Genomic DNA, 22697 nt, shown 5'->3' on the forward strand with positions numbered 1-22697 from the left:
TAGGCATGAGTAGGGTTCCTTTCTTGGTGGTGTCGCAATCCCGAGAATACCCTACTTTTTTGCTGCCTGGCTAGGCTCCAAATCTTGGTACACAAACAATTTTACACCGTCTTCCCCGCCACTGAGAAGCTCCGATTAACGGTAGATTTTCCAGTTATTTCGGCAGATGAGGCTTAATGGAGCGTCTTCGCGGTACTGGGCAACTCAGCAATGGAGCGATCACGCTGATCTGAGCGAGTTGCAGAATGGATTACTTTTAAGTATCGCCGATTTCTCCTGCTAATTTCTGCGAATGTGCTGCTTTTACTCAAATCACCTTTATGTCATAGCAGGATCACCTAAAAGGTGTCAGCGACTCAATCGCTGACGCTTTTTTCATTCCCTATTTTCTAGACTATCAAAAAATTCTATCGTTTCGGGTTCTATCGAAGAGGCCCGTTTCATAGATTGAATTAAGATAGTTTAGGAGGAATCAGACTATGAAATGGACTTCAGCCACACTCAATCTCAGCCAAGTTCGAAAAACGTTTCAGAGCGCCAGTTCCGTCGGAAAAACGTTCTTTATTCTCAGCGCATCAACTTTAGCCATTTTTGTTCTCATTGGCGTAGGTGGCTATCTGCAGAATAGAGCCATAACGACCTCGCCGGTTTCGTCGATGAAAAGTTTAGCCGCGTCTGTCACGAATCAGTTTTTTATCGATATGCTCGGCATGGAAGTGCCTCATCTAAATAAAGACCAGAAGAAATTTACGTTCTCTCAGCATAATGTCTTCCATTTTGCTTTCCAGTTCCTGACGGACATTAATCCAAGCGATCCGAAGAGTTTGGTGGCCAGTGAGGTTCCAGGCATGGATGCCAACAAATCAACAGTCCTGGTCAAAGGAAGCGAAGCGAACCCAAGTGATCCGGTTGATTACAACCCCACTTCCTCGGATTTGGAAGCAGAGGCCATAAATCCTCCGAGCCCAACGCCTGAACCTACACCAACTGGAACTACAACGCCAGTTGTCAGTCAAACAGGTCAACCGCCTAAATCAGCAGGTGACAATGTAGCTTTCATTTACCAAACCCATAGCAATGAATCTTTCCTGCCTGAGCTGAGGGGCGTTACGGATCCGGATAAAGCTTACAGCGATAAAGTCAATATCATTTCAGTAGGTCAACGCCTAGCGCAGAATCTTGAAAAAGACGGAATTGGAGCCGTGCATTCACAAACCATTTATCCAAGTACGGTTAAAAACTTCGAATATCCATACTCTTATAAATATTCTTTAAAGACTTTGCAGGAAGCAGTCGTCCAGCATCCGGACTTACAGTATTATTTCGATCTTCATCGCGACTCCGCTGCCCGTAATAAAACTACCGCTACAATCGATGGTAAGGATTACGCACAGGTGTATTTCATAATCGGGGGAAAGAATCCTAATTGGAAAAAGAATGAGGAATTTGCCAATAAAATTCATCAAGTATTGGAAGCTAAACATCCTGGCATCTCCAAAGGGATTCATGCGAAGGAAGCTAGTGAAGGCAATGGCTTATACAATCAGAACTTTTCGCCAAACAATATATTGATTGAGGTAGGCGGTCCCTACAATTCGCTGGAGGAGTGCTACCGTACAACGGATTGGCTGGCCGAAGCTATCTCGGAAGTGATTTTGAATGCGAAGAAAGTAGATGCTCCTGCTGCGAGCCCTAAGCAATCTTAATTTTAAAGAATTTTAAAGGAGGCTTTATCATGAAGCTGAGGAACTTTTATATCAAGGTGAGCTTGTTCGGATTGCTGCTGCTGTTCTGCATTTTATTCGGTGTCAGCTTAGCATCCAGCGGGATGGAACGAATACAAGGTCCTCAGCCTTCTGCTAAAGCCGCCTCTCAAGAGCCAGTGAAGTCAGCTGGGAAAGGGGCTGCTGCAGCTGCTACGACAACTTCGACAGCCGCGAATGCCGGGAAGCCAACCCCATCGGCTGCTCCCAAAGGTGAGTCGGGAGCAAAAACAAATGCAGGTGCAACAGCGAAGCCTGAGACCGACAAGAATGCAGATCCCGTAGCCGATCACGATAATTCTCTGAATCATGTGGGCAACAAACTCGGAGACTTGCTGCAGATCGCATCGCATCATGGCATTAGACTGTTCGTGTCGATATTTGACGCTATATTGGGCAAAGGATAAGGGTGTACATTGCTGCAACTTCCCACAACTGCTATAATGAAAATTATTTGCATGTTGTGGGGGTTATTACGTTAGCATGACTGACATTCGCGAAAGACAATCAAGAATTCGAAACTTTTCTATCATCGCTCATATCGATCACGGCAAATCAACACTTGCTGACCGCATTTTGGAATATACAGGTGCTCTGTCGTCCCGTGAGATGCAGGAACAGGTGCTTGACCAAATGGATCTGGAGCGGGAACGCGGGATTACAATCAAGCTGCAGGCGGTAAGGCTGAGTTACCGCGCGGATGACGGCATAGATTATATCCTCAATCTGATTGATACACCAGGACACGTCGACTTTACCTATGAAGTATCCCGAAGCCTTGCGGCTTGTGAAGGGGCTTTACTGGTGGTAGATGCTGCGCAGGGAATTGAAGCTCAAACGCTGGCTAACGTTTACCTGGCACTGGAAAATAATTTAGAGATACTACCTGTTATTAATAAAATCGATTTGCCTAGCGCAGATCCTGACAAAGTGAAGAAAGAAATCGAGGACGTGATCGGGCTTGATGCTAGTGAAGCAGTACTCGCTTCTGCGAAAGCAGGTATTGGCATCAAGGAAATCATCGAGCAAGTTTGTCAAAAGGTGCCTGCTCCACAGGGCAATCCAGACAATCCGCTCAAAGCGTTGATTTTCGACTCCCACTATGACGCTTACAAAGGTGTTATCGTGTATGTGCGTGTTGTGGATGGTTCGATCAAAGCGGGTTCCAAAATCAAGATGATGGCAACCAACAAAGTCTTCGAAGTGATAGAGGTTGGAGCTTTCAAGCCAAGAATGTCCTCGGTTCCATCGCTCGAAGTCGGAGATGTTGGATTTATCGTTGCCGGCATCAAAAATGTGGGAGATACACGTGTCGGGGACACCGTAACCGAGGCAGATCGTCAAGCGCCAGAAGCGCTGCCAGGTTACCGACGGATCAACCCGATGGTATTCTGCGGATTGTATCCGATTGAAACAACAGATTACAATGACTTACGAGAAGCTTTGCAGAAATTAGAGCTCAATGACGCTTCACTTCGTTTCGAGCCTGAAACATCGACAGCGCTAGGCTTCGGCTTCCGTTGTGGATTCTTGGGACTGCTGCACATGGAGATCATTCAGGAACGTATTGAACGAGAGTTTAACATTCCGCTCATTACGACGGCGCCAAGCGTTATCTACCGCATCACATTAACGAATGGCGATGTGATGGACATTGATAATCCATCGAATTATCCAGATCCGCAGCGTATCGATTTCGTTGAAGAGCCTTACGTGAAAGCTTCCGTCATTGTACCGAATGATTATGTAGGTACCATCATGGAGCTGTGCCAAGGCAAGCGCGGCGAATACTTGAACATGGAGTATTTAGATACTAATCGTGTCACATTGACTTACGATATTCCATTGTCCGAAATCGTATATGACTTCTTCGATATGTTGAAGTCCAGAACTAAAGGTTACGCGTCCTTTGATTACGAGTTATCTGGATACAAGAAGTCGAGCCTCGTGAAAATGGACATTTTGCTCAATTCCGAGCAGGTCGATGCGCTCTCCTTCATTGTTCACCGTGATACCGCGTATCACCGCGGCAAAATTATTTGCGACAAATTGAAGGACTTGATTCCTCGCCAAATGTTCGAGGTGCCGATTCAAGCGGCAATCGGACAGAAGATCGTAGCCCGTGAAACCGTTAAAGCGATGCGTAAAAACGTCCTTGCCAAGTGTTACGGCGGTGACATTTCGCGTAAGCGGAAATTGCTCGATAAACAAAAAGAAGGTAAAAAGCGTATGAAGCAGGTCGGCAGCGTTGAAGTACCGCAAGAGGCATTCATGGCCGTACTCAAAATAGACGAATAGTTTGCAATGAATAAGAAGCTGGGGTGGCAGATTACTCTGCCCCTTGGCTTCTTATCAGTTGATAACCTAGACAAACGTGCCCGTCCAAAAGGACGACGAAATCGTCTGTCCAGGATAGAAAGGAAATACCCCTATGTTAGTTTCTTATGCAGCTCCAACTGCTGTGTACATTCATATCCCGTTTTGCACAAATAAATGTCATTATTGCGATTTTAACTCCTATGTGCTCAAGGGCCAGCCCGTCATGGAATATTTAGATGCGCTGGAACGTGAAATGGAGCTTACCGTAAAAAATAATCCGCCAGCTAAGGTAGAAACCATCTTCGTAGGTGGAGGGACACCGACTGTTTTGCTGCCTGATCAAATGGAACGTTTCTTGCGGATGGTCCGCACCTATTTTCCGGCTGATCCGGCAGAAGTCGAATTTTCGATGGAAGCCAACCCGGGAACGACGGATGAAGATAAGCTTGCAGTTATGAAAGAAGGCGGCGTTAACCGCATTAGCTTTGGCGTGCAGTCTTTTAACAATGATCTGCTTTCGGCGATCGGCCGCATTCATAATACAGATGACGTGCATAGAAGTATTGAAAATGCTAAAAAGCTTGGGTTTAACAACTTGTCCATCGATTTAATGTTTGGCTTGCCCAAACAAACTGTCGAGATCATGCAAGCGACCTTGGATGAAGCCTTGTCGCTGGATCTTCAGCATTATTCCATTTACAGTTTAAAAGTGGAAGAGAACACGCTGTTTCATACGCTGTTTAACAAAAATCAGCTGCCGCTGCCAAGTGAAGATGAAGAAGTCGATATGTATGAGCTCATCATGAAGCGTTTGGAAGCAGCAGGATACAAGCAATATGAGATTAGCAATTTTGCGAAGCCGGGGCGAGAAAGCAGGCACAATACGATGTATTGGCGTAATCGCTCCTACTACGGGCTTGGGGCAGGTGCGCATGGCTATATGAATAGACAGCGCCATGTCAATGTGAAAGGGATTCAGCCTTACATCGATGCTACAAAAGTTGGCTTGCCGATAACAGAGCAATTTGAAGTGACGCGGCAAGAGGCTATGGAGGATTTCATGATGGTCGGCCTGCGTCTGTTGGAAGGCGTTCGGAATGTCGATTTCCAAGATCAGTTTGGAGACACGATCGAAGCGCATTTCGGAGAAACAATTAAAGGCTGGGAACAGAAAAAATTGCTGGAACAAACGCCGGACGGGTATCGATTGTCCAAACATGGCATATTGCTGGGCAATGAAGTGTTTGCTTCATTCTTAACATAGGTTACTCTCGGGCTTTACTAGGAATCGGGCAAAAAATCCCTTGTGCAAATATACGGTATGTTGTATATTTATACATGAATCCACAAGCGTTTCAGCGGTTCGGCTGTGACGACGCTAGCGTGGGTTTTGTGCATTTTTGTTATGATTGGTGGGATGACAGTGAATTCATCAACGACAGTGTCCGTTAGGAAAGCATCGATAATCGATATCGATAAGCTTTATGAAATTATACAAGGCTATGCGAAGCAGGGCATTATGTTACCGCGTACGAAGGAAATGCTGGAGGAGCAAATTGACTCTTTCGTTGTTGCTGAGCACGATGGTATATTAATAGGCTGCGGCTCCCTTACAAGGCTTGGGCCAGATCTTGTTGAGATTCGCTCACTAGGTATGACCCCAGGCTTCAAAGGACAAGGAATCGGCGGCAAGTTGGTTGATTTCTTGGTCGAAGAAGCAAGAAGCCAAGGCATTGTGAAAGTAATGGCCCTAACGTACGAAGTTGCTTTTTTTCAGAAAAATGGTTTTACGCTTGTGCCAAAAGAGATTTTTCCGGAGAAGGTTTGGAAAGATTGCATGCATTGCAAAAAACAGTATTGCTGCGATGAAATCGCCGTACTCAAACGATTGGATTGACTTGACAACAGACCTTAGGGTCTGTTATTTTTGTATTAGGATTTAGCACTCACTAAATACGAGTGCTAACGAAAGTGATCATAGAGCGATTGTGAAGAGGAGGGGTACTTGATGTTGACGGATCGGCAACGCATGATTTTAAGTGCTATCATAGATGATTATGTTCGTTCAGCAGAGCCAATTGGTTCAAGAAGTATTTCGAAACGAGGCAATGTCGGGTTTAGTCCGGCTACGATTCGTAACGAAATGTCCGATCTCGAAGAGATGGGTTACTTGGAGCAGCCCCATACGTCCGCAGGCCGTATACCCTCACACAAAGGTTATCGTTACTATGTCGATCATTTGCTCCAGCATGGAACTTTGCATGAGAATGATTTGAATTCAATGAAGGGCACTTTTGCGCAGCGCATTCAAGAGATGGAAGGAGTCATCCAGCATGTCGCTGGTGTGCTGTCCTCTCTGACGAATTATACGTCGATTGTGCTTGGGCCAGAGGTATTCAGTACGACACTGAAGCATTTGCAGATCATCCCTCTTACAGAGACGTCCGCTGTCGCCATCATTGTCATGAATACAGGCCATGTAGAGAACAAAACGATTACAATTCCTGAAGGTATTCGGATGTCCGACATTGAGAAGGTCGTCAATATACTGAATGCCAAATTGAAGAATGTACCGTTAATTCAGTTTAAATCTCGACTGTATAATGAAGTTGCCAGCGAGCTGGGCAAATATGTGAATGGTTATCAGGAGCTTCTTTCCGTTGTGGAAAGTGTGCTTCAAAGCGATGAGAAGGATCGCGTGTTTCTTAGCGGTATGACCAATATGCTGACACAGCCTGAGTTTAAAGATGTTGACAAGGTGAAAAGTATTTTTGATCTATTGGAAGAAGCACCTACACTTATCAAATTGTTTACTCCGTCAAATGAAGGCATGGAGATCAAAATCGGTGCTGAAAATAGTATTGAAGCCATTAATAATTGCAGTTTAATTACGGCCTCCTATTCGATAGGCGGTCAGCCTCTGGGTACCATAGGCATTTTGGGGCCAACGCGAATGGAATACGGCAGGGTCATTAGTTTAATGAATCATTTATCGAAGCAAATGGAAGATGTGCTGGGACGTTGGTACGGCAAATGAGCGGTATCAAGACGGGACTCAGCGAGGGCGAAGAGCGTTACTCTACATTAGTTAATAATGCATCAGCCGTTAGGGCTATTTGTTCTGCGGTTGAGGGCACACTGGGTCCTAAGGGACTTGACACTATGTTGGTTGGTGGACAGGGTGAAGTGATCATCACCAACGACGGCGTTACCATTTTAGAAAAAATGGACGTCTCCCATCCCGCTGCCAGATTGATGATTCAGGTTGCGCGGAGCCAACAGCGGCAAATTGGCGACGGAACAACGACAGCGACAGTTCTTGCCGGTGCGCTCGTGCAAGAAGGTGTCGCGCAAGTAACGCGCGGCGTACCGGTTGCCAAGGTCGTCAGCGGGATGCTGCAAGGCATCGAGCTGGCGGTAGAAAGCCTGGAGCGCCGAAGCCGCGCGATCACGGGGCTAAGCGATGAAGCGTTGAAGCGCATCGCGATCACGGCAGGCCGAGAGCAGACGGATATTGCGAGGCTCATCGCTCAAGCTGCCGAAGCGGTCGGCGAGGCGAAGCTTCGCGAAGACGGCTATCGCTTCGCAGACAGCGTGATCGCCCATGAAGAGGCGAGCAGCGAGGTCTGGACCGGCATTCTGCTGAACCAGAAGCCGATGAACCTTCATCTCGACCAAGAGCGGCGAGATGCCCGCATTCTTGTCCTGCATGATGCTTTGGAGCCTGAGGCGGTCAGCGAGGAATCGCTGGTCACCGAGGCAGGCTTCCAGCGCTACATGCAGCTGAGAGAGCTCTTCCGCAGCAACCTTGCGTCGCTGCTGGAGCTTGGGGTCGGGCTCATCGCTTCCGACCGCGGGGTTGACCCCGAGGCGGAGCAGTTCTGCTCCGACCATGGCATCATCGTGCTGCAGCGCTTGTCCCGCAGGGACTTGCAGCACCTGAGCGAGCACACCGGCGCTCGGCCGCTACGTCGCACTGCGCTGTGCAAGAGCGCGCCGGAGCTTGACGCGGCGCTAGGCCGCGCGGGCTACGCTGCATACGACGAGCGCCTGGGGCGCGTGCGCGTAGCCGGTGGTCACGGTGAGCAGCACGTGACCGTGATCGTCGGCGCGGCGACGCGCGAAGCGGCGCATGAGCGCTCGCGCATCGCCAAGGACGCCGCGTCGGCCGTGCAAGCCGCCGTGCGCGGCGGTTACTTGCCCGGAGGCGGAGCCGCGGAGATGGCGGTCGCTCATGATCTTGAGCGCGTTCGCGAGACGATGAAGGGCATGGAGGGCTTCGGTGTGGCCGCTGTCGCGGGAGCACTGCGCAAGCCGCTGGCTCAGATCGTCGTCAACGCGGGTTACAATCCGCTTGAGAAGGTTGAAGAGCTGAAAGCGGCGCAGATCGCGCTGGAAACCGACAGCCTCGGAATCGATTGCGACACCGGGCAGGTCACCGACTTCGTCGAAGCCGGCATTGTCGACCCTGCAGATGTGAAAATTCACGCGTTGCAGGCTGCAGGAGAGGTTGCTGCTGCTGTACTGCGTATTCATACAGTTATTAAGATGAAGCAGCCTTTTGAAGAAGAGTAAAGCTGGGCAAACTGACGATAATGGAATTTTGTTGTATTATGTTGAGGAGGTGAAGGACAATTGAGTACTGATAACAAAACAGATGAGCAAGACGTGAACACTACATACGCAGCCGACAACGAGCAAACCGCTGAAAACCAAGAAGATGCGGCAGCTCAAGACACTCAAGCGGATGCTTCTGCGGAAGCGAGTGAACTAGAGAAGGTGCGTGTGCAAGCCGAAGAAAACTACCAACGTTTATTGCGCGTTCAAGCGGACTTCGACAACTTCCGCCGCCGCGCTAGAGCGGAGAAGGAAGATTTTGCTAAATATGCTTCACTTAAATTGATTGAGCAGCTTTTGCCGATTGTAGACAACTTCGATCGCGCGTTAGCGTCAAGCAAAGAGACGAAAGATTTCGACGCATTGGCAAAAGGATTGGATATGACGTATCGCGGGATGGATCAACTGCTTACAGCCGAAGGGCTTAAGCCGATCGAGGCCGTTGGACAGCCGTTCAACCCGGAATTCCACCAAGCCGTTATGCAGGTTGAATCTGACGAGCACGAGGAAGGCATTGTCGTTGAGGAGCTTCAAAAGGGCTACATTCTTAAAGACAAAGTCATCCGACCAGCAATGGTGAAAGTTAGCGTGTAGATCTTATCTTTTTAAAATAAAAATATTTCAATCTAAATCTATTCAAATGTTCCCTAGGAACAAAAGGAGGAAGCTTTAACATGAGTAAAGTTATTGGTATTGACTTAGGTACTACAAATTCTTGCGTAGCTGTTATGGAAGGCGGAGAAGCCGTCGTAATTCCTAACCCGGAAGGTAACCGCACGACGCCGTCCGTTGTAGGTTTCAAGAAAGATGGCGAGCGCGTTGTTGGTGAAACAGCTAAGCGTCAAGCGATCACAAACCCTGACAAAACAATCAGCTCCATCAAGCGTCACATCGGTACGAACCACAAAGAACACATCGATGGCAAAGACTACACACCACAAGAAATTTCGGCTATTATTCTTCAAAAGCTGAAAGCTGACGCAGAAGCTTACCTGGGCCAAACGGTAACACAAGCTGTTATCACAGTTCCGGCTTATTTCAACGACAGCCAACGTCAAGCTACGAAAGATGCTGGTAAAATTGCTGGTCTTGAAGTGCTTCGTATCGTCAATGAGCCAACAGCTGCAGCGCTTGCTTACGGTTTGGAGAAAACAGAAGATCAAACGATTCTTGTTTATGACCTTGGGGGCGGTACGTTTGACGTATCCATCCTTGAACTCGGCGATGGCTTCTTCGAAGTTAAAGCAACAAGTGGTGATAACAAGCTAGGCGGAGATGATTTCGACCAAGTTATCATCGATCACCTCGTAGCTGAATTCAAAAAAGAGCAAGGCATTGACCTTAGCAAAGATAAAGCAGCTGTTCAACGTTTGAAAGATGCTGCTGAAAAAGCGAAAAAAGAGCTTTCCGGCGTACTGACAACGACGGTTTCCCTACCGTTCATTACAGTAGCTGACGGCGTACCACAGCATTTGGAGCTTAACCTTACTCGCGCGAAATTCGAAGAGCTTTCCGCTCACTTGGTAGAAAGAACGCTTGGACCAACTCGTCAAGCTTTACAAGATTCAGGGCTTTCCACTAGCCAAATCGACAAAGTTGTTCTTGTCGGTGGATCCACGCGTATTCCTGCGGTTGTAGAAGCAATCAAAAAGTTGACTGGTAAAGAGCCTCACAAAGGCGTTAACCCGGACGAAGTCGTTGCTCTAGGAGCAGCTGTTCAAGCTGGTGTTTTGACTGGTGAAGTAAAAGACGTTGTTCTTCTTGACGTAACACCGCTTTCCCTTGGTATCGAAACAGCAGGCGGCGTGTTCACGAAAATGATCGATCGCAACACGACGATCCCTACAACGAAATCACAAGTGTACTCCACTTATGCAGATAATCAAACTAGCGTTGAGATTCACGTGCTTCAAGGTGAGCGCTCCATGGCTAGCGGCAACAAAACACTGGGCCGTTTCATGCTTGGTGATATTCCTCCGGCTCCGCGCGGCGTTCCACAAATCGAAGTTAGCTTCGATATCGATGCCAATGGTATCGTGAATGTGTCCGCTTTGGATAAAGGAACTGGCAAAAGCCAAAAAATCACGATCACTTCTTCTAGCGGCTTGAGCGATGCAGAAGTTGAACAAATGGTGAAAGACGCGGAAGCGCACGCTGAGGAAGACCGCGCTCGTAAAGAGCTTGTAGAAGCTCGCAACGAAGCCGACCAACTCGTATATTCCGTTGACAAAACGATTAAAGATCTTGGCGACAAAGTAGACCAAGGCGAGATCGATAAAGCAAATGCTGCCAAAGAGAAAGTAACAGCTGCTCTAGCTGGCAACGATCTCGAAGCCATCAAAGCAGCAACTGCAGAGCTTACAGAAGTGATCCAACAGCTTTCTGTGAAGCTGTATGAGCAAGCTTCTGCGGGGCAAGGTCCTGACGACGGTGCAGCAGGCGGAAGCGCAGGCGAAGCTCCTAAAGGCAGAGAAAATGTTGTTGACGCAGACTACGAAGTTGTTGACGAACCAAAAAAATAAACATATCCTATAGTAATGCTGGATGTGTAGAAACGAGTGAGTCAAAGCCAAGGGGGTTCCCCGTGGCTTTGACTTTCCGTTTGTAGTCTTGAACATGGGAGTGGAACAATGAGTAAACGTGATTATTATGAGGTGCTTGGGGTCGGCAAGGATGCTTCGCAAGAAGACATCAAAAAGGCTTACCGTAAAATGGCGCGTCAGTATCACCCTGACGTGAATAAAGCTGCTGATGCGGAAGATAAATTCAAAGAAGCAAAAGATGCTTATGATGTGCTGAGCGACGATCAGAAGAAAGCGCAATATGACCGTTTTGGTCACGTTGATCCGAACCAAGGAATGGGTGGAGGCCAAGACTTCAGCGGCGGCTTTGGTGATATTTTTGATATGTTCTTTGGCGGTGGGGGCGGTGGAAACCGTCGTAATCCGAATGCGCCGCAGCGCGGAAATGACTTGCAATACACGATGACAATTGAGTTTAAGGAAGCAATTTTCGGCAAAGAAACCGATATTCATATTCCGCGAACTGAAAATTGCGATACGTGTAATGGGTCTGGCGCGAAGCCGGGAACGAAGCCGGAAACTTGCGGCGGTTGTCACGGCAGCGGTCAGCAGGAAGTTGTACAAAATACGGCGTTCGGCCGCATTGTGAATCGCCGCGTATGTACACAATGTAATGGCTCTGGTAAAATCATCAAAGACAAATGCGGAACCTGTCATGGTGCAGGAAAAGTGAAGAAACAACGTACCATTCACATCAAGATTCCAGCTGGCGTGGACGACGGCGCACAACTTCGCGTATCAGGCGAAGGTGAAGGCGGAACTCGTGGAGGCCCGTCTGGTGACCTTTATGTTGTTATTCGCGTGAAGTCTCATGAATTCTTTGAGCGTGAAGGCAATGATGTTTATTGCGAAGTGCCATTAACCTTTATGCAAGCGGCGCTAGGAGATGAGATCGAAATCCCGACGCTGACAGAGAAAGTGAAGCTCAAAATTCCGGCAGGAACTCAAACCGATACCTATTTCCGCCTAAAAGGAAAAGGGGTTCCTCACCTGCGCGGCTTCGGTCAAGGTGACCAGCACGTGAAGGTGATTGTAGTAACACCTACGAATTTGAGCGATGATCAGAAGGATTTACTGCGCCAATTCGGGAAGCAAACGGGTGAGCATACGCATGAGCAGAATCAATCGATTTTCGAACGTATGAAAAGAGCCTTCTTAGGCGACTAGATTCGTATTTTCCCATATAGGAACTAGAACACTCCCTTGACGTTTTCACAGATCATTGATCTGTTGAAGTGTCAAAGAGGAGTGTTTTTTTGTTAGCGTGTTTACATTCAGCAAACAGTATATGGAATTTTTTACATAGCGAATACGTAAGGATGACTTCCTCTTAATCTATGAAAGTTATGCTAGATCATGTGAGATACTTAATATTTGGAGGGAATACACCTTGAAAAAAAGCTTAAAACAAATCATGGGTTCTGGTCTAGCGCTTTCCTTACTGGCCTTAAACGTAGCAGGTGTAGCATCAGCTGCTGAAACAACCCCAACTACTGAACCAACGACGCAAGCGCAATCAAAAAATTTGATTGTACTTATCGGTGACGGAATGGGTCCAGCTGAAGTAACAGCAGCAAGATACTATTCCAAAAAGTTCCTAAATAAAGACCGCTTAGAGCTTGATGGCGGATACTATGTTGGTAAAGCAACTACATACTCGCAACCAGGTCCATACACGTCGGAATCCGGTGCTGTAACTGACTCAGCAGCAGCAGCAACTGCCTTCTCGACAGGTAACAAAACTTACAACAATGCAATCAGCGTGTCTAACGGCGATGTAGCTAAGCCTTATGGTTCGATTATCGAAGCAGCAATGAAGCAAGGCAAAGCAACTGGACTTGTTTCGACAGACAATATTACTGGAGCAACACCAGCGGTATGGGCATCCCACGTTCGCCAACGCGGAAACCAAAACGCAATTGCTTCTCAATACTTAGCTAGCGGAGTTAACGTAATTTTCGGTGGCGGTAAAACTAACTTTGTAACAAAAGATGAAAAAGGTAAGCGCACTGACAAAAATATCATTCCTGATTATGAAGCAAAAGGCTTCAAAACAGCGTTTGATAAAGCTGGCTTGGATGCAATTCCAGCTACAGCTGACCATGCTCTTGGACTTTTCGCAATGAATGAAGTTCCATACGTGTTGGATCGCGATGCGAATACACCAAGCTTGCCGCAAATGACGCAAAAAGCGCTTGATATTTTGTCACAAGATAAAGATGGTTTCGTGCTATTGGTTGAGCAAGGACGTATCGATCACGCGGGCCACGCTAACGACCTGCCATCCAACATTCAAGAAATGCTGGAGCTGGATGCAACGTTCAAAACATTAGTTGATTTCGCGAAAAAAGACGGAAATACATCCGTTGTTGTCTCCGCTGACCATGAAACAGGCGGATTATCCTTGGGGATTAACAATGTGTACGAATTGAACGTAGATTTGTTTAATAAGCAAAAGCACTCATACGAGTATTTGGATGCTATCTTGAAAACAGCTCAAACAGCTGACGACGTTCGTAAAATCGTTGCTGATAACGTTGGTTTCACAGACTTGTCTGACGAGGAAATTGCCTTGATTTTGAAAGGTGACGGATCTTCTTACGGACGCGCTGGCGGTTACAACGCTGTTGTATCCAAGCGTTTGGCTATTGGCTGGACGGGACATGGACATACTGGCGTAGACGTTGGTGTATGGGCATACGGACCAATCGCTTCTTTAGTTAAAGGCGACATCGATAACACGGACATTGCAAAAAGCGGTGCTAAAGTAATTGGCGCTGACTTAGCTGCAACAACAAAAGAATTGCAAGATAAGTACTTGTACCCATTGTTCAAAGTGACTCGCGATAACAAAACATTGTTTACTGCGAAATCACTTGCTGAAGCATTAGACATTCAAGTTGTTTGGGACGAGGCAACGAAATCCGTTACACTTTCCAAAGACAGCCAAAAGTTGTCCGTACTTGTTGAAACTGGTGCTATTACAGAAAATGGCAGTGCAAGCACACTTGTTGGCAATGTAGACAATGGCAAGCTATACCTGCCGCTGGAAGCATTCAATAAGCTGACTGGCAAAACAATGACATGGGATTCATTCAACGAGCGCATCGTGAAAAACTAAAAGCCATGGCAAAGAAAGGACAGGGGATCACGCTTCCCTTGTCCTCTTTTCCTATCTTGGACCTATGAATTTGGAGGACAGCTATGATTGAGTTGAATAATATTTCAAAGTCATTCACGATGCATGGGCAACAGCTGAAGATACTAAGCGTTCCTTCGTGGAGCATTGAACAAGGAGAACGGATTGCTTTGCTCGGTCCAAGCGGGAGCGGAAAAAGCACCTTGCTGCATTTGCTCAGCGGCGTCATGGTTCCTGACGAAGGTGAAATACGTGTGAACGGCTCATCGCTCCATACGTTTTCGCAAAGTAAAAGAGACCGTTTCCGTGCGGAGCATGTCGGTTACATTTTTCAAGATTTTCATTTAATTTCGTCATTGACGGCCAGACAAAACGTGGAGTTAATTGTCCCGCATACCTGGACTAAGAAGCAGACAAAAGACCAGCTTGATGAATGGTTTGAAAGAGTCGGCTTGAAGGATCGCCAGCATCATATGCCTTATGAGCTGTCGAGGGGGCAGCAGCAGAGAACCGCCATTATTCGTGCCATCCTGACTAAGCCGCAGCTTGTGCTGGCCGATGAGCCTACAGGCAGTTTAGACTGGGAAACGGCCGGCGAAGTTATGTCGCTATTGCTGAACATTTGTGAGACTGAGAAGCTCACGCTTGTTACCGTTACTCATGATTTGCATTTGGCAGAAATGTACCCGAAACGTGTTCATATCGGGGAGATTAATGAGGTATCAAGGAGAAGTGCCGTATGAGATTAGTAGCTTTAGTCTGGAGAAATATGCTTCACCGAAAAACACTCTCACTGCTTACCATTTTATCGGTAACGATTACGGCAGCTTTGGTCGTCTTTTTGCTACTTTGCAGCGAAGGGCTGGAGCAGGGAGCTGAGAAGGGTTATGGTCCCTTCGAGGTAACGATCGGCGCCAAAGGCAGCGCGTCACAGCTTGCTTTGAACACTTATTATCATGTAGGCGCTCCTACAGGAAATGTACCGTTTACACTGCTGGGCGAGCTTCAAAAGGATGAGTCCGTTGATCGCGCGTACGCGATGACGACGGGGGATAACTATAACGGATTTCCTATCGTAGGGATAGAACCTGGCTATTTCGCTTCCCGCTATGGTACTGAGAAGCAAATGGCTGAAGGGAGAATGTATGGGAAGCTTGGCGAAACCATTGTTGGATCACACATTGCAAGCTCGCTAGGCCTGCATATCGGAGATAAATTCCAAGGCGCACATGGCTTGATTAAAGGGCTGGAGGAAGAAGAAGGCGAAGATCACGAAGATGAGTCGGCTGAAGAGGAGCATCATCACAACTTTACATATACCGTAGTTGGCATCTTGCCGCCATTATTTACTTCTGATGATAGAGCTGTTTTTACAACTTTGGATTATGCTTGGGCTGTGCACGAGGGGCAGGATGCTGAGCATCGGGAAGTCACCTCGATTCTTATTAAGCCAAAGACGCTGCTTGGCGCACAATCGATCAAAACGAAATACGGACAAATGAACAATGTTCAGGCGATTTATACGAGTAAAGCGGTAGCTGATGTTGTGAACGTCATTGATAAAGGAACTGGGGCGCTGACGGTTGTAACGATAATCTGTATTTTACTTGCCGCTGGCACCATCCTTCTTTCGCTTGTTGCAGCTGTGAATGAACGGAAGAAAGACGTAGCTTTACTGCGCTTAATTGGAAAATCCAAAGGATTCATCTGGTCCTCGCTGATCGGAGAAGGACTGTTACTGACGGTGATTGGTCTTGTTTGCGGCATGCTTGCAGGCCATTTGGGCGGTTATTTGAGCCGCGAAGTTGTATTTGAATACACAGGGCTGCAGCTGCAATCCTGGCAGTTCATGCAGGGAGAATGGCTATTAATTGCAGGAACATTAGGCATTGGCGTTCTTGCTTCAGCCGGCCCGGCACTGCAGGCCTATCGTGTAGACCCATTGCAATTATTTAAGTCATGAAGTCTGAGGTGATGAAAATGAGAAAAATGCTGTTCACATCTGTTTTGGTTGTCGTCATGCTCGTTGCAGGATGTGGTCAAAAGAAAATAGAAACGGCAGGTCAATCGTTCGGCAGTATAGATCAGACAACGATTCAAAGCACTGTGCCCTCTCCTCTTCCTGTTGAAAGTACACAGCCAGTTTCTTCTTCTGCGCCTGACAAAGTAGTTCCGTCCGCATCGCCAAAGCCTACTGCAGAAGCAGTTGAGACGACAACCGTTAAAGAAACGCAGGCTACACCGCTTCCTTCTCCAAAAGTATCGGAGTCGCCAAAAGCCGTGCAAAGCGCGCCTCCCAAAGTTGACGCTGTGAAAACGGAGGCTCCTCCGTCGCCCAACCCGCAGCCTGCAGGAGCTGAGCCAAGCAAAACTGTGAAGCCAGCTTCAACAGCTTCTAACTTAATAAACTGGGACCAGTTTTTTGACAATGAGAAGCAGGATACACCATCGGATCGCTTCTGGGATATGAGCGGTAAAACGGTGCAGATTAAAGGCTTTATGGGTGAGGTCCTCTCCTTTGACAAGCATTGGTTTCTGCTGATTCCAAAACCAGGAGCAGAATGCCCTTTTGACAATGGGGACGAAACCTATTGGAATAAGATCATGATCGTATTTGTACCGGATGATGTCAAACTTCGATATACGTCGGGACCGCTGCTCATTACGGGTAAGTTGGATGTCGGTGTAAAACTAGACGAATCAGGCTACAAGACGATGTTCCGGCTTTATGATGCCTCATTCGAAAAAATTAAGGAATAGCCTAGCTTGCTTCGCATAATAAAGACTCGTTTTGGCAAACTAAAAACTGGATTTTACTATGATAGCTTTTAGGAGGTTCAACGATGAGTGCGAAGGAAAACCAAGAGAAGCAAAGTCATTTGCCAGTTGCCAAGAACGAGGATGTAGAATTTGCAGCTGAGGTTGCCGATAGGGACGATTTCGAGGCTGCCGAGCGGGCAAAAGCCGCGGATCATAGACAGGAAGAGAGTTAATATGGCGGAAAAAGCAATTCTTGCTTATTTTCATTCTCCTGAACAAGCCGAAGGTGCGGCAGCCAAGCTAAAAGCACTCAGGGCAGCTGATGTTCAGGTGGACCGGTTCAATAATGATATTGGACGCGGTTTTGAATCTGCCATGTCGGATAGTATGTTAAGCGACGGGGATATGAAATCAGTAGGCCTAGATATCATTCTAGCTGCTGTTATTGACGACTCTGTGTATGATCAAGCATGCCGTGTGATTGAGAGTGCCGGCGGTTCCATATAAGCTGACAAAAGCATCTGTTACCCGTGTATGACGCGAGTAATAGATGCTTTTGTAGTTTTTTGAATAGTTAACTTAATTATGGACGTTCATTAAGCGAATGAGCTGATCTGGAGCATCTGTAATAATACTTGTGACACCGAGTGCAAGCATACGCTTCATCACGGCTTTGTCGTTGACTGTCCAAGCATAAACTTCTTTGTTGTGTAAAGCCGCTTCATTCATGAATTCATCATTGACTAGCGGGTATGCCGCAGAAACAACATCGTAATCTTGACTTTCCCAAAGGGAAGGTGTTTCTGATTTCTGGCTAATAATGAGACCTGTTTTAATATGAGGATTCATTTTTTTAACGGTGTGAAGTAAGCCGGCATCAAAGGATGTCACGGTGCATTGCTTCTCAAACCCATGAGCGCCGATGATATCAACCGTCTTCTCAGCGAGTTGTACCCCGTGCCCATTGTTTTTTAACTCTATATTAAGCTTGATCCGGTCCTTGGCCAGCTCGATCACTTCATCGAGGGTGGGGACGCGGTCACTTGTATATTTGGGACTGAACCAACTGCCGGCGCTGACGGTTTTGAGCTCAGATGAGGTGACTTCCCACATGTTTTTATTGATTCCCGTCGTGCGTTGGACACTGTCATCATGCATGAGCATAACGACTCCGTCTAACGTTTCTTGCACGTCTAGTTCGGCGAATCCAGCTTTATCCGCAATGGCTTGGCGGAAGGCGCTCAGCGTGTTCTCAGGCGCTTTCTTGGAGCTGCCGCGGTGAGCGGTCACTTGGCTGTAGTTGTCAGCCAGCAGGGTGGCACTAGCAAAAGGTGCTGTCAGTTCCAACCCGATAATAATAAGAAAAATAAGTAAAGTTCTTACCATGGAAAGACTCCATTCTAGGATAGTATGAGGGCGGTACTGGCCATTGATGACTGATGTCCACCTTTTCTTTTAATGTATCATGGATGTATTAGGAGATTGTTAAGAAAACAAAAAAATAGCGTTTACATTTTCGGTTATTTTACCCAAGAAGCGAAGTGTAGTACAATGATCCTTGTGAAAATAGCCCTGATGGGCTTATTTTCGCGAAGGTGATAACCGATAGGAGGAGCTCTACCGATGCTTTGGCAGGAATTAACTGTACATACGACAGAAGAAGCAATAGAAATGATTACGAACTTTGTTCATGAATTAGGCGCTGGGGGCGTCTCTATTGAAGAATCAGGGACATTAAACAAAGAGCGGGATACGTCATTTGGCCAGCTGTACGAAACGCCTTTTAATGATATTCCGGAAGGAAGAGCTGTGATCAAAGGCTACTTCTATCACGGGACAGACATGGAGCCAGTTATGGCTAATTTAAAGGCTTCAGTTGAACAGCTAAGCGATTACGATATTGATACAGGCAATCCAACGTATGAATTAAAAGAAGTGGATGATGAGGATTGGGCGCATGCCTGGAAGCAGTATTTTAAACCAATTCGCATCACGGACCGTTTAACGATTAAACCGACATGGGAAGAGTACACGGCTTCACCGGGTGAACTGATTTTGGAGCTTGACCCCGGTATGGCTTTCGGAACAGGCACACACGCGACAACGTCACTATGCTTGAAAACACTGGAGAAAGTGCTTAAGCCTGGGGATGATGTCATTGATGTTGGTACGGGCTCCGGGATTTTATCCGTTGCAGCTGCAAAGCTTGGGGCTAAGCATGTCCTTGCTGTAGATCTAGATCCTGTTGCTGTTACTAGTGCTGAGGATAATACGAAACAAAATGGACTCGAGACTAATATTACGGTGAAATTGAGTGATTTGCTTGGCGTCCTGAAAGAAAGCGAAACAGAAGGCGCTGACAAGCTTGGCGTCACAATTCCTGTGCAGCTGGTTGTCGCCAACATTTTGGCAGAAGTTATTGTTACTTTCGTTGATGATGTTTATGAAGTTCTGCAGCAAGGTGGCTATTACATAACGTCCGGTATCATTACCGCTAAGGAAGAGCTTGTCGAAAAAGCGCTGGTTGCTGCCAAATTCACAATTGTAGAGAAAAACTATGATTCGAATTGGGTTGTAATCGTAGCTAGAAAGCTGTAGGTGTTCATCCATGGGAGGATTATTGTTTTATGACTGGAATACGCTGCCTTTCGTTATTCTGGTCCTCGTGCTTTCATTTACGATTCATGAATTCGCACATGCGTATAGCGCTTATAAATTAGGAGACTCTACGGCTTATCAATTCGGCAGGGTTTCGTTGAATCCGATGGTTCATTTGGATCTCTTTGGGACCATCATGCTGCTCATTGCCGGGTTCGGTTGGGCGAAACCGGTGCCTGTCAACCGCGGGAACTTCAAAAGACCTCGTTTAATGGGGATCATCGTTACCGCCGCAGGACCGATAAGTAACTTGATTCTTGCATTTATCAGTTTATTTGTATTTGTGTTATTTCAAAAATACGGCTGGCTCGAAGGCATGTCGACGGGAAGCTCCAGTGCCATTCTAATCTTTTTAAGATTAATGGTGAGTACGAACTTGACCTTGTTCTTGTTTAACCTCATTCCAATTCCGCCGCTTGACGGGTACCGTATTATTCAAGATTTAGTGGATTTGAGATACACGGAGTCTTTGCAAAAGTTTGAGCAGTGGGCATCGGTGATTTTCCTGCTTGTTGTATTCGTCAGGCCGCTGCGCCAGGTTACATTAGATCCTTATTTAGGATTAGGGAATAACATCATCGAGCTATTTGCCAAGCCAATCGCGTTTATCCTTGGGGTGTAGCTGCCAGTTTCATCCCTTTGTAGCTTTTCTGATCCAAAAAAGGTATGATGGTGAGTGGAAGATTCACTATGGAATCCAATTTACATGGAAATGAACGAAGATAGAGAGGCTTTGACTATGCAGCGTTATTTTCTCCCGCCGGAGCAGTTCCACCTTAACAATCAGACCGTCACCATCGAGGGAGACGACGCACATCATCTGATGCGGGTGATGCGGGCAGCTATCGGAGACGAGGTCATTTGCAGCAATGGCTCGGATCGCGAAGTGCTCGTCCGGATTTCTCAGTTAGATAAAGGGCTGGTGACCGCGGAGATCGTGGAGGAGCTGCCAATGAACGCTGAATCGGCGGTTCAGGTCTGGATTGCTCAGAGCCTGCCCAAAGGCGATAAGATGGAAACGATCATTCAAAAAGGGACCGAGATCGGGGCAGCCCGGTTTCTTCCTTTTTTATCGGAGCGTACGATTGTACAGTATGATGCCAAGAAGGAAGCGAAGCGAACAGAACGTTGGCAGAAGATTGCCAAAGAAGCCGCAGAGCAAGCGCATCGAAATCGTGTGCCGCAGGTAGAAGCCGTTTATTCGTGGAAGCAGCTGCTGCAGCAAGTCAAAGAAGCGGATGCTGCGTGGATCTGTTATGAAAAGGAAGATGGGCAGCAATTGAAGCCATCCATCCAGGAAGCGCTCGCCGCGGGTAAATTGGGACAAGGAAGCAAAGTCGTTATTGCAGTAGGGCCGGAAGGCGGATTTACGGAGCAAGAAATTAAGCAGGCCGAAGAGGCTGGCTTCCGTTCCGTATCGCTAGGGGCTCGTATTTTACGCACGGAGACTGCTGCTATGGTGGGTCTTACGTGTCTTTTCTATGAAACCGGAGAGATGGGAGGATAAGCGTTATGGCAACGGTAGCGTTTCATACATTAGGTTGTAAAGTTAATTTCTATGATACAGAGGCCATTTGGCAGCTTTTCAAAAATGAGGGATACGAACAGGTTGATTTCGAGCAAACGGCAGACGTTTACGTTATCAATACCTGTACGGTAACGAATACGGGGGATAAAAAGAGTCGCCAAATGATTCGCCGTGCGATTCGCCGCAATCCGGAGGCGATAGTTGCCGTAACAGGCTGTTACGCGCAAACTTCTCCGGCTGAAATTATGGCGATTCCGGGTGTCGATATGGTTATCGGTACACAGGACCGCGACAAAATTATTCCGATCGTGAAGCAATTTGAAACGGATCGTCAACCGATCAATGCGGTTCGCAACATCATGAAAACACGTCAGTTCGAAGAACTGGATGTGCCTGATTTTGCCGATCGGACGAGAGCTTTTCTGAAAATTCAAGAGGGCTGCAACAACTTCTGTACGTTTTGTATCATTCCGTGGTCTCGCGGGCTAATGCGTAGTCGTGAGCCTCAAAGCGTTATCGCGCAAGCGGAGCAGTTAGTGGCTGCTGGATATCAGGAAATTGTTCTGACGGGTATTCACACCGGCGGTTATGGCGAAGATATTGAGGATTACAGCTTGGCTAAGCTGCTTTGGGATTTGGACAAAGTCGAAGGCTTGAAACGTATTCGTATTTCTTCGATCGAAGCTAGCCAAATTACAGACGAAGTCATTGAAGTTCTGAAATCCTCGGACAAAATGTGCCGTCATCTTCACATTCCTTTGCAGGCGGGAGATGATCGTGTATTGGCGCGTATGCGCAGAAAATATACGACAGCTGAGTTTGCAAGCAAAATTGAGCGTCTGCACGAAATTATGCCGGATGTTGCGATTACGACGGACGTGATTGTGGGCTTCCCGGGTGAAACCGAAGAAATGTTCCGTAATGGCGTAGAATTCATGGAACGCATGAAATTCTCTGAGATGCACGTCTTCCCTTATTCCAAGCGGACCGGCACGCCAGCTGCTCGGATGGAAGATCAAGTGGATGAGGAGATCAAAAATAAGCGCGTTCACGAACTGATCGATCTTTCTGAGAAAATGCAGCTTGCTTATGCACAGCAGTTTATCGGCCAAGTGCTGGAAGTAATTCCAGAACGAGCTTACAAAGGCGCGCCTGACAGCGGTTTGTACATGGGCTATTCGGATAATTATGTACAACTTGTTTTCCAAGGTTCGGAAGACATGATTGGCCAAGTTTGCCGCGTGAAGGTTACGGAAGCTGGCGTCAATGAAAGCAAAGGTCAATTGGTACGAGTTTTAGAGGCAGCAACCGTTGTAAACCTGTAGCCATAT

21 protein-coding genes are annotated in these 22697 nt (G+C 47.1%); 20 read left to right on the top strand and 1 reads right to left on the bottom strand.

Going from position 1 to position 22697, the window contains the following annotated elements:
• The first annotated feature begins 479 nt into the window (after nucleotides 1-479).
• The 16 genes from spoIIP to AC58UW_RS03480 all read left to right on the top strand — a co-directional run bounded on the left by spoIIP (nucleotide 480) and on the right by AC58UW_RS03480 (nucleotide 17687).
• Nucleotides 480-1706: a stage II sporulation protein P gene (gene spoIIP / locus AC58UW_RS03405; RefSeq protein WP_497419330.1), complete on the top strand. Its 1227-nt coding sequence runs from the start codon at nucleotides 480-482 to the stop codon at nucleotides 1704-1706.
• 29 nt (nucleotides 1707-1735) lie between these two features.
• The gene (locus AC58UW_RS03410) at nucleotides 1736-2170 is read left to right on the top strand and encodes a DUF3679 domain-containing protein (RefSeq protein WP_497419331.1); all 435 of its coding nucleotides are present in this window, start codon (nucleotides 1736-1738) and stop codon (nucleotides 2168-2170) included.
• A 76-nt stretch (nucleotides 2171-2246) separates the two neighbouring features.
• Complete coding sequence (gene lepA / locus AC58UW_RS03415; protein ID WP_497419332.1) at nucleotides 2247-4061, top strand: translation elongation factor 4; 1815 nt, start codon at nucleotides 2247-2249, stop codon at nucleotides 4059-4061.
• A 133-nt stretch (nucleotides 4062-4194) separates the two neighbouring features.
• On the top strand, nucleotides 4195-5346 hold the full coding sequence (gene hemW, locus AC58UW_RS03420) for a radical SAM family heme chaperone HemW (RefSeq protein WP_497419333.1): 1152 nt from the start codon (nucleotides 4195-4197) through the stop codon (nucleotides 5344-5346).
• 153 nt (nucleotides 5347-5499) lie between these two features.
• A complete protein-coding gene (locus AC58UW_RS03425) occupies nucleotides 5500-5979 on the top strand; it encodes an N-acetyltransferase (RefSeq protein WP_497419334.1) in 480 nt (159 codons plus the stop codon).
• A 111-nt stretch (nucleotides 5980-6090) separates the two neighbouring features.
• The gene (hrcA, locus tag AC58UW_RS03430) at nucleotides 6091-7119 is read left to right on the top strand and encodes a heat-inducible transcriptional repressor HrcA (protein WP_497419335.1); all 1029 of its coding nucleotides are present in this window, start codon (nucleotides 6091-6093) and stop codon (nucleotides 7117-7119) included.
• On the top strand, nucleotides 7116-8657 hold the full coding sequence (locus tag AC58UW_RS03435; protein WP_497419336.1) for a TCP-1/cpn60 chaperonin family protein: 1542 nt from the start codon (nucleotides 7116-7118) through the stop codon (nucleotides 8655-8657). The genes hrcA and AC58UW_RS03435 overlap by 4 nt, the downstream gene beginning before the upstream one ends.
• 60 nt (nucleotides 8658-8717) lie before the next feature.
• Complete coding sequence (gene grpE / locus AC58UW_RS03440; RefSeq protein WP_497419337.1) at nucleotides 8718-9293, top strand: nucleotide exchange factor GrpE; 576 nt, start codon at nucleotides 8718-8720, stop codon at nucleotides 9291-9293.
• Between the two features lie 80 nt (nucleotides 9294-9373).
• On the top strand, nucleotides 9374-11221 hold the full coding sequence (gene dnaK, locus AC58UW_RS03445) for a molecular chaperone DnaK (protein WP_497419338.1): 1848 nt from the start codon (nucleotides 9374-9376) through the stop codon (nucleotides 11219-11221).
• A 108-nt stretch (nucleotides 11222-11329) separates the two neighbouring features.
• Nucleotides 11330-12448 (top strand): molecular chaperone DnaJ, encoded by a 1119-nt coding sequence (gene dnaJ / locus AC58UW_RS03450; RefSeq protein ID WP_497419339.1) that lies wholly within the window; start codon nucleotides 11330-11332, stop codon nucleotides 12446-12448.
• 223 nt (nucleotides 12449-12671) lie between these two features.
• Nucleotides 12672-14402, top strand: coding sequence for an alkaline phosphatase (locus AC58UW_RS03455; protein WP_497419340.1), 1731 nt, complete (start codon nucleotides 12672-12674; stop codon nucleotides 14400-14402).
• Nucleotides 14403-14485: 83 nt separating this feature from the next.
• Complete coding sequence (locus AC58UW_RS03460) at nucleotides 14486-15163, top strand: ABC transporter ATP-binding protein (RefSeq protein WP_497419341.1); 678 nt, start codon at nucleotides 14486-14488, stop codon at nucleotides 15161-15163.
• Entirely contained in the window at nucleotides 15160-16383 is a 1224-nt protein-coding gene (locus AC58UW_RS03465) for an ABC transporter permease (protein WP_497419342.1), read from the top strand. Before AC58UW_RS03460 ends, AC58UW_RS03465 begins: the two co-directional genes overlap by 4 nt.
• Before the next feature lie 17 nt (nucleotides 16384-16400).
• Nucleotides 16401-17180, top strand: coding sequence for a hypothetical protein (locus tag AC58UW_RS03470; RefSeq protein WP_497419343.1), 780 nt, complete (start codon nucleotides 16401-16403; stop codon nucleotides 17178-17180).
• A gap of 83 nt (nucleotides 17181-17263) precedes the next feature.
• Nucleotides 17264-17413: a YfhD family protein gene (locus tag AC58UW_RS03475; RefSeq protein ID WP_497419344.1), complete on the top strand. Its 150-nt coding sequence runs from the start codon at nucleotides 17264-17266 to the stop codon at nucleotides 17411-17413.
• Nucleotide 17414: 1 nt separating this feature from the next.
• Complete coding sequence (locus AC58UW_RS03480; protein ID WP_497419345.1) at nucleotides 17415-17687, top strand: hypothetical protein; 273 nt, start codon at nucleotides 17415-17417, stop codon at nucleotides 17685-17687.
• A 72-nt stretch (nucleotides 17688-17759) separates the two neighbouring features.
• Here AC58UW_RS03480 and AC58UW_RS03485 read toward each other — a convergent pair whose 3' ends face one another.
• Nucleotides 17760-18566: a glycerophosphodiester phosphodiesterase gene (locus AC58UW_RS03485; protein WP_497419346.1), complete on the bottom strand. Its 807-nt coding sequence runs from the start codon at nucleotides 18564-18566 to the stop codon at nucleotides 17760-17762.
• A gap of 237 nt (nucleotides 18567-18803) precedes the next feature.
• Between AC58UW_RS03485 and prmA the strand changes: the two genes are divergently transcribed.
• From prmA to mtaB, 4 genes are all read left to right on the top strand, one after another.
• Nucleotides 18804-19778: a 50S ribosomal protein L11 methyltransferase gene (gene prmA, locus AC58UW_RS03490; protein WP_497419347.1), complete on the top strand. Its 975-nt coding sequence runs from the start codon at nucleotides 18804-18806 to the stop codon at nucleotides 19776-19778.
• 10 nt (nucleotides 19779-19788) lie between these two features.
• Nucleotides 19789-20460: a site-2 protease family protein gene (locus AC58UW_RS03495; RefSeq protein ID WP_497419348.1), complete on the top strand. Its 672-nt coding sequence runs from the start codon at nucleotides 19789-19791 to the stop codon at nucleotides 20458-20460.
• 117 nt (nucleotides 20461-20577) lie between these two features.
• A complete protein-coding gene (locus tag AC58UW_RS03500) occupies nucleotides 20578-21345 on the top strand; it encodes a 16S rRNA (uracil(1498)-N(3))-methyltransferase (protein ID WP_497419977.1) in 768 nt (255 codons plus the stop codon).
• Nucleotides 21346-21350: 5 nt separating this feature from the next.
• On the top strand, nucleotides 21351-22691 hold the full coding sequence (mtaB, locus tag AC58UW_RS03505; protein ID WP_497419349.1) for a tRNA (N(6)-L-threonylcarbamoyladenosine(37)-C(2))-methylthiotransferase MtaB: 1341 nt from the start codon (nucleotides 21351-21353) through the stop codon (nucleotides 22689-22691).
• The last annotated feature ends 6 nt before the right edge of the window (nucleotides 22692-22697 follow it).

It is taken from the genome of Paenibacillus sp. J22R160, assembly GCF_059692135.1.

Excerpts from the sequence above, each read along its gene's own strand:
- spoIIP (WP_497419330.1), top strand. The coding sequence starts at position 480 with ATGAAATGGACTTCAGCCACACTCAATCTCAGCCAAGTTCGAAAAACG.
- AC58UW_RS03410 (WP_497419331.1), top strand. The coding sequence starts at position 1,736 with ATGAAGCTGAGGAACTTTTATATCAAGGTGAGCTTGTTCGGATTGCTG.
- lepA (WP_497419332.1), top strand. The coding sequence starts at position 2,247 with ATGACTGACATTCGCGAAAGACAATCAAGAATTCGAAACTTTTCTATC.
- hemW (WP_497419333.1), top strand. The coding sequence starts at position 4,195 with ATGTTAGTTTCTTATGCAGCTCCAACTGCTGTGTACATTCATATCCCG.
- AC58UW_RS03425 (WP_497419334.1), top strand. The coding sequence starts at position 5,500 with ATGACAGTGAATTCATCAACGACAGTGTCCGTTAGGAAAGCATCGATA.
- hrcA (WP_497419335.1), top strand. The coding sequence starts at position 6,091 with ATGTTGACGGATCGGCAACGCATGATTTTAAGTGCTATCATAGATGAT.
- AC58UW_RS03435 (WP_497419336.1), top strand. The coding sequence starts at position 7,116 with ATGAGCGGTATCAAGACGGGACTCAGCGAGGGCGAAGAGCGTTACTCT.
- dnaK (WP_497419338.1), top strand. The coding sequence starts at position 9,374 with ATGAGTAAAGTTATTGGTATTGACTTAGGTACTACAAATTCTTGCGTA.
- dnaJ (WP_497419339.1), top strand. The coding sequence starts at position 11,330 with ATGAGTAAACGTGATTATTATGAGGTGCTTGGGGTCGGCAAGGATGCT.
- AC58UW_RS03460 (WP_497419341.1), top strand. The coding sequence starts at position 14,486 with ATGATTGAGTTGAATAATATTTCAAAGTCATTCACGATGCATGGGCAA.
- AC58UW_RS03465 (WP_497419342.1), top strand. The coding sequence starts at position 15,160 with ATGAGATTAGTAGCTTTAGTCTGGAGAAATATGCTTCACCGAAAAACA.
- AC58UW_RS03470 (WP_497419343.1), top strand. The coding sequence starts at position 16,401 with ATGAGAAAAATGCTGTTCACATCTGTTTTGGTTGTCGTCATGCTCGTT.
- AC58UW_RS03475 (WP_497419344.1), top strand. The coding sequence starts at position 17,264 with ATGAGTGCGAAGGAAAACCAAGAGAAGCAAAGTCATTTGCCAGTTGCC.
- AC58UW_RS03480 (WP_497419345.1), top strand. The coding sequence starts at position 17,415 with ATGGCGGAAAAAGCAATTCTTGCTTATTTTCATTCTCCTGAACAAGCC.
- AC58UW_RS03485 (WP_497419346.1), bottom strand. The coding sequence starts at position 18,566 with ATGGTAAGAACTTTACTTATTTTTCTTATTATTATCGGGTTGGAACTG.
- prmA (WP_497419347.1), top strand. The coding sequence starts at position 18,804 with ATGCTTTGGCAGGAATTAACTGTACATACGACAGAAGAAGCAATAGAA.
- AC58UW_RS03495 (WP_497419348.1), top strand. The coding sequence starts at position 19,789 with ATGGGAGGATTATTGTTTTATGACTGGAATACGCTGCCTTTCGTTATT.
- AC58UW_RS03500 (WP_497419977.1), top strand. The coding sequence starts at position 20,578 with ATGCAGCGTTATTTTCTCCCGCCGGAGCAGTTCCACCTTAACAATCAG.
- mtaB (WP_497419349.1), top strand. The coding sequence starts at position 21,351 with ATGGCAACGGTAGCGTTTCATACATTAGGTTGTAAAGTTAATTTCTAT.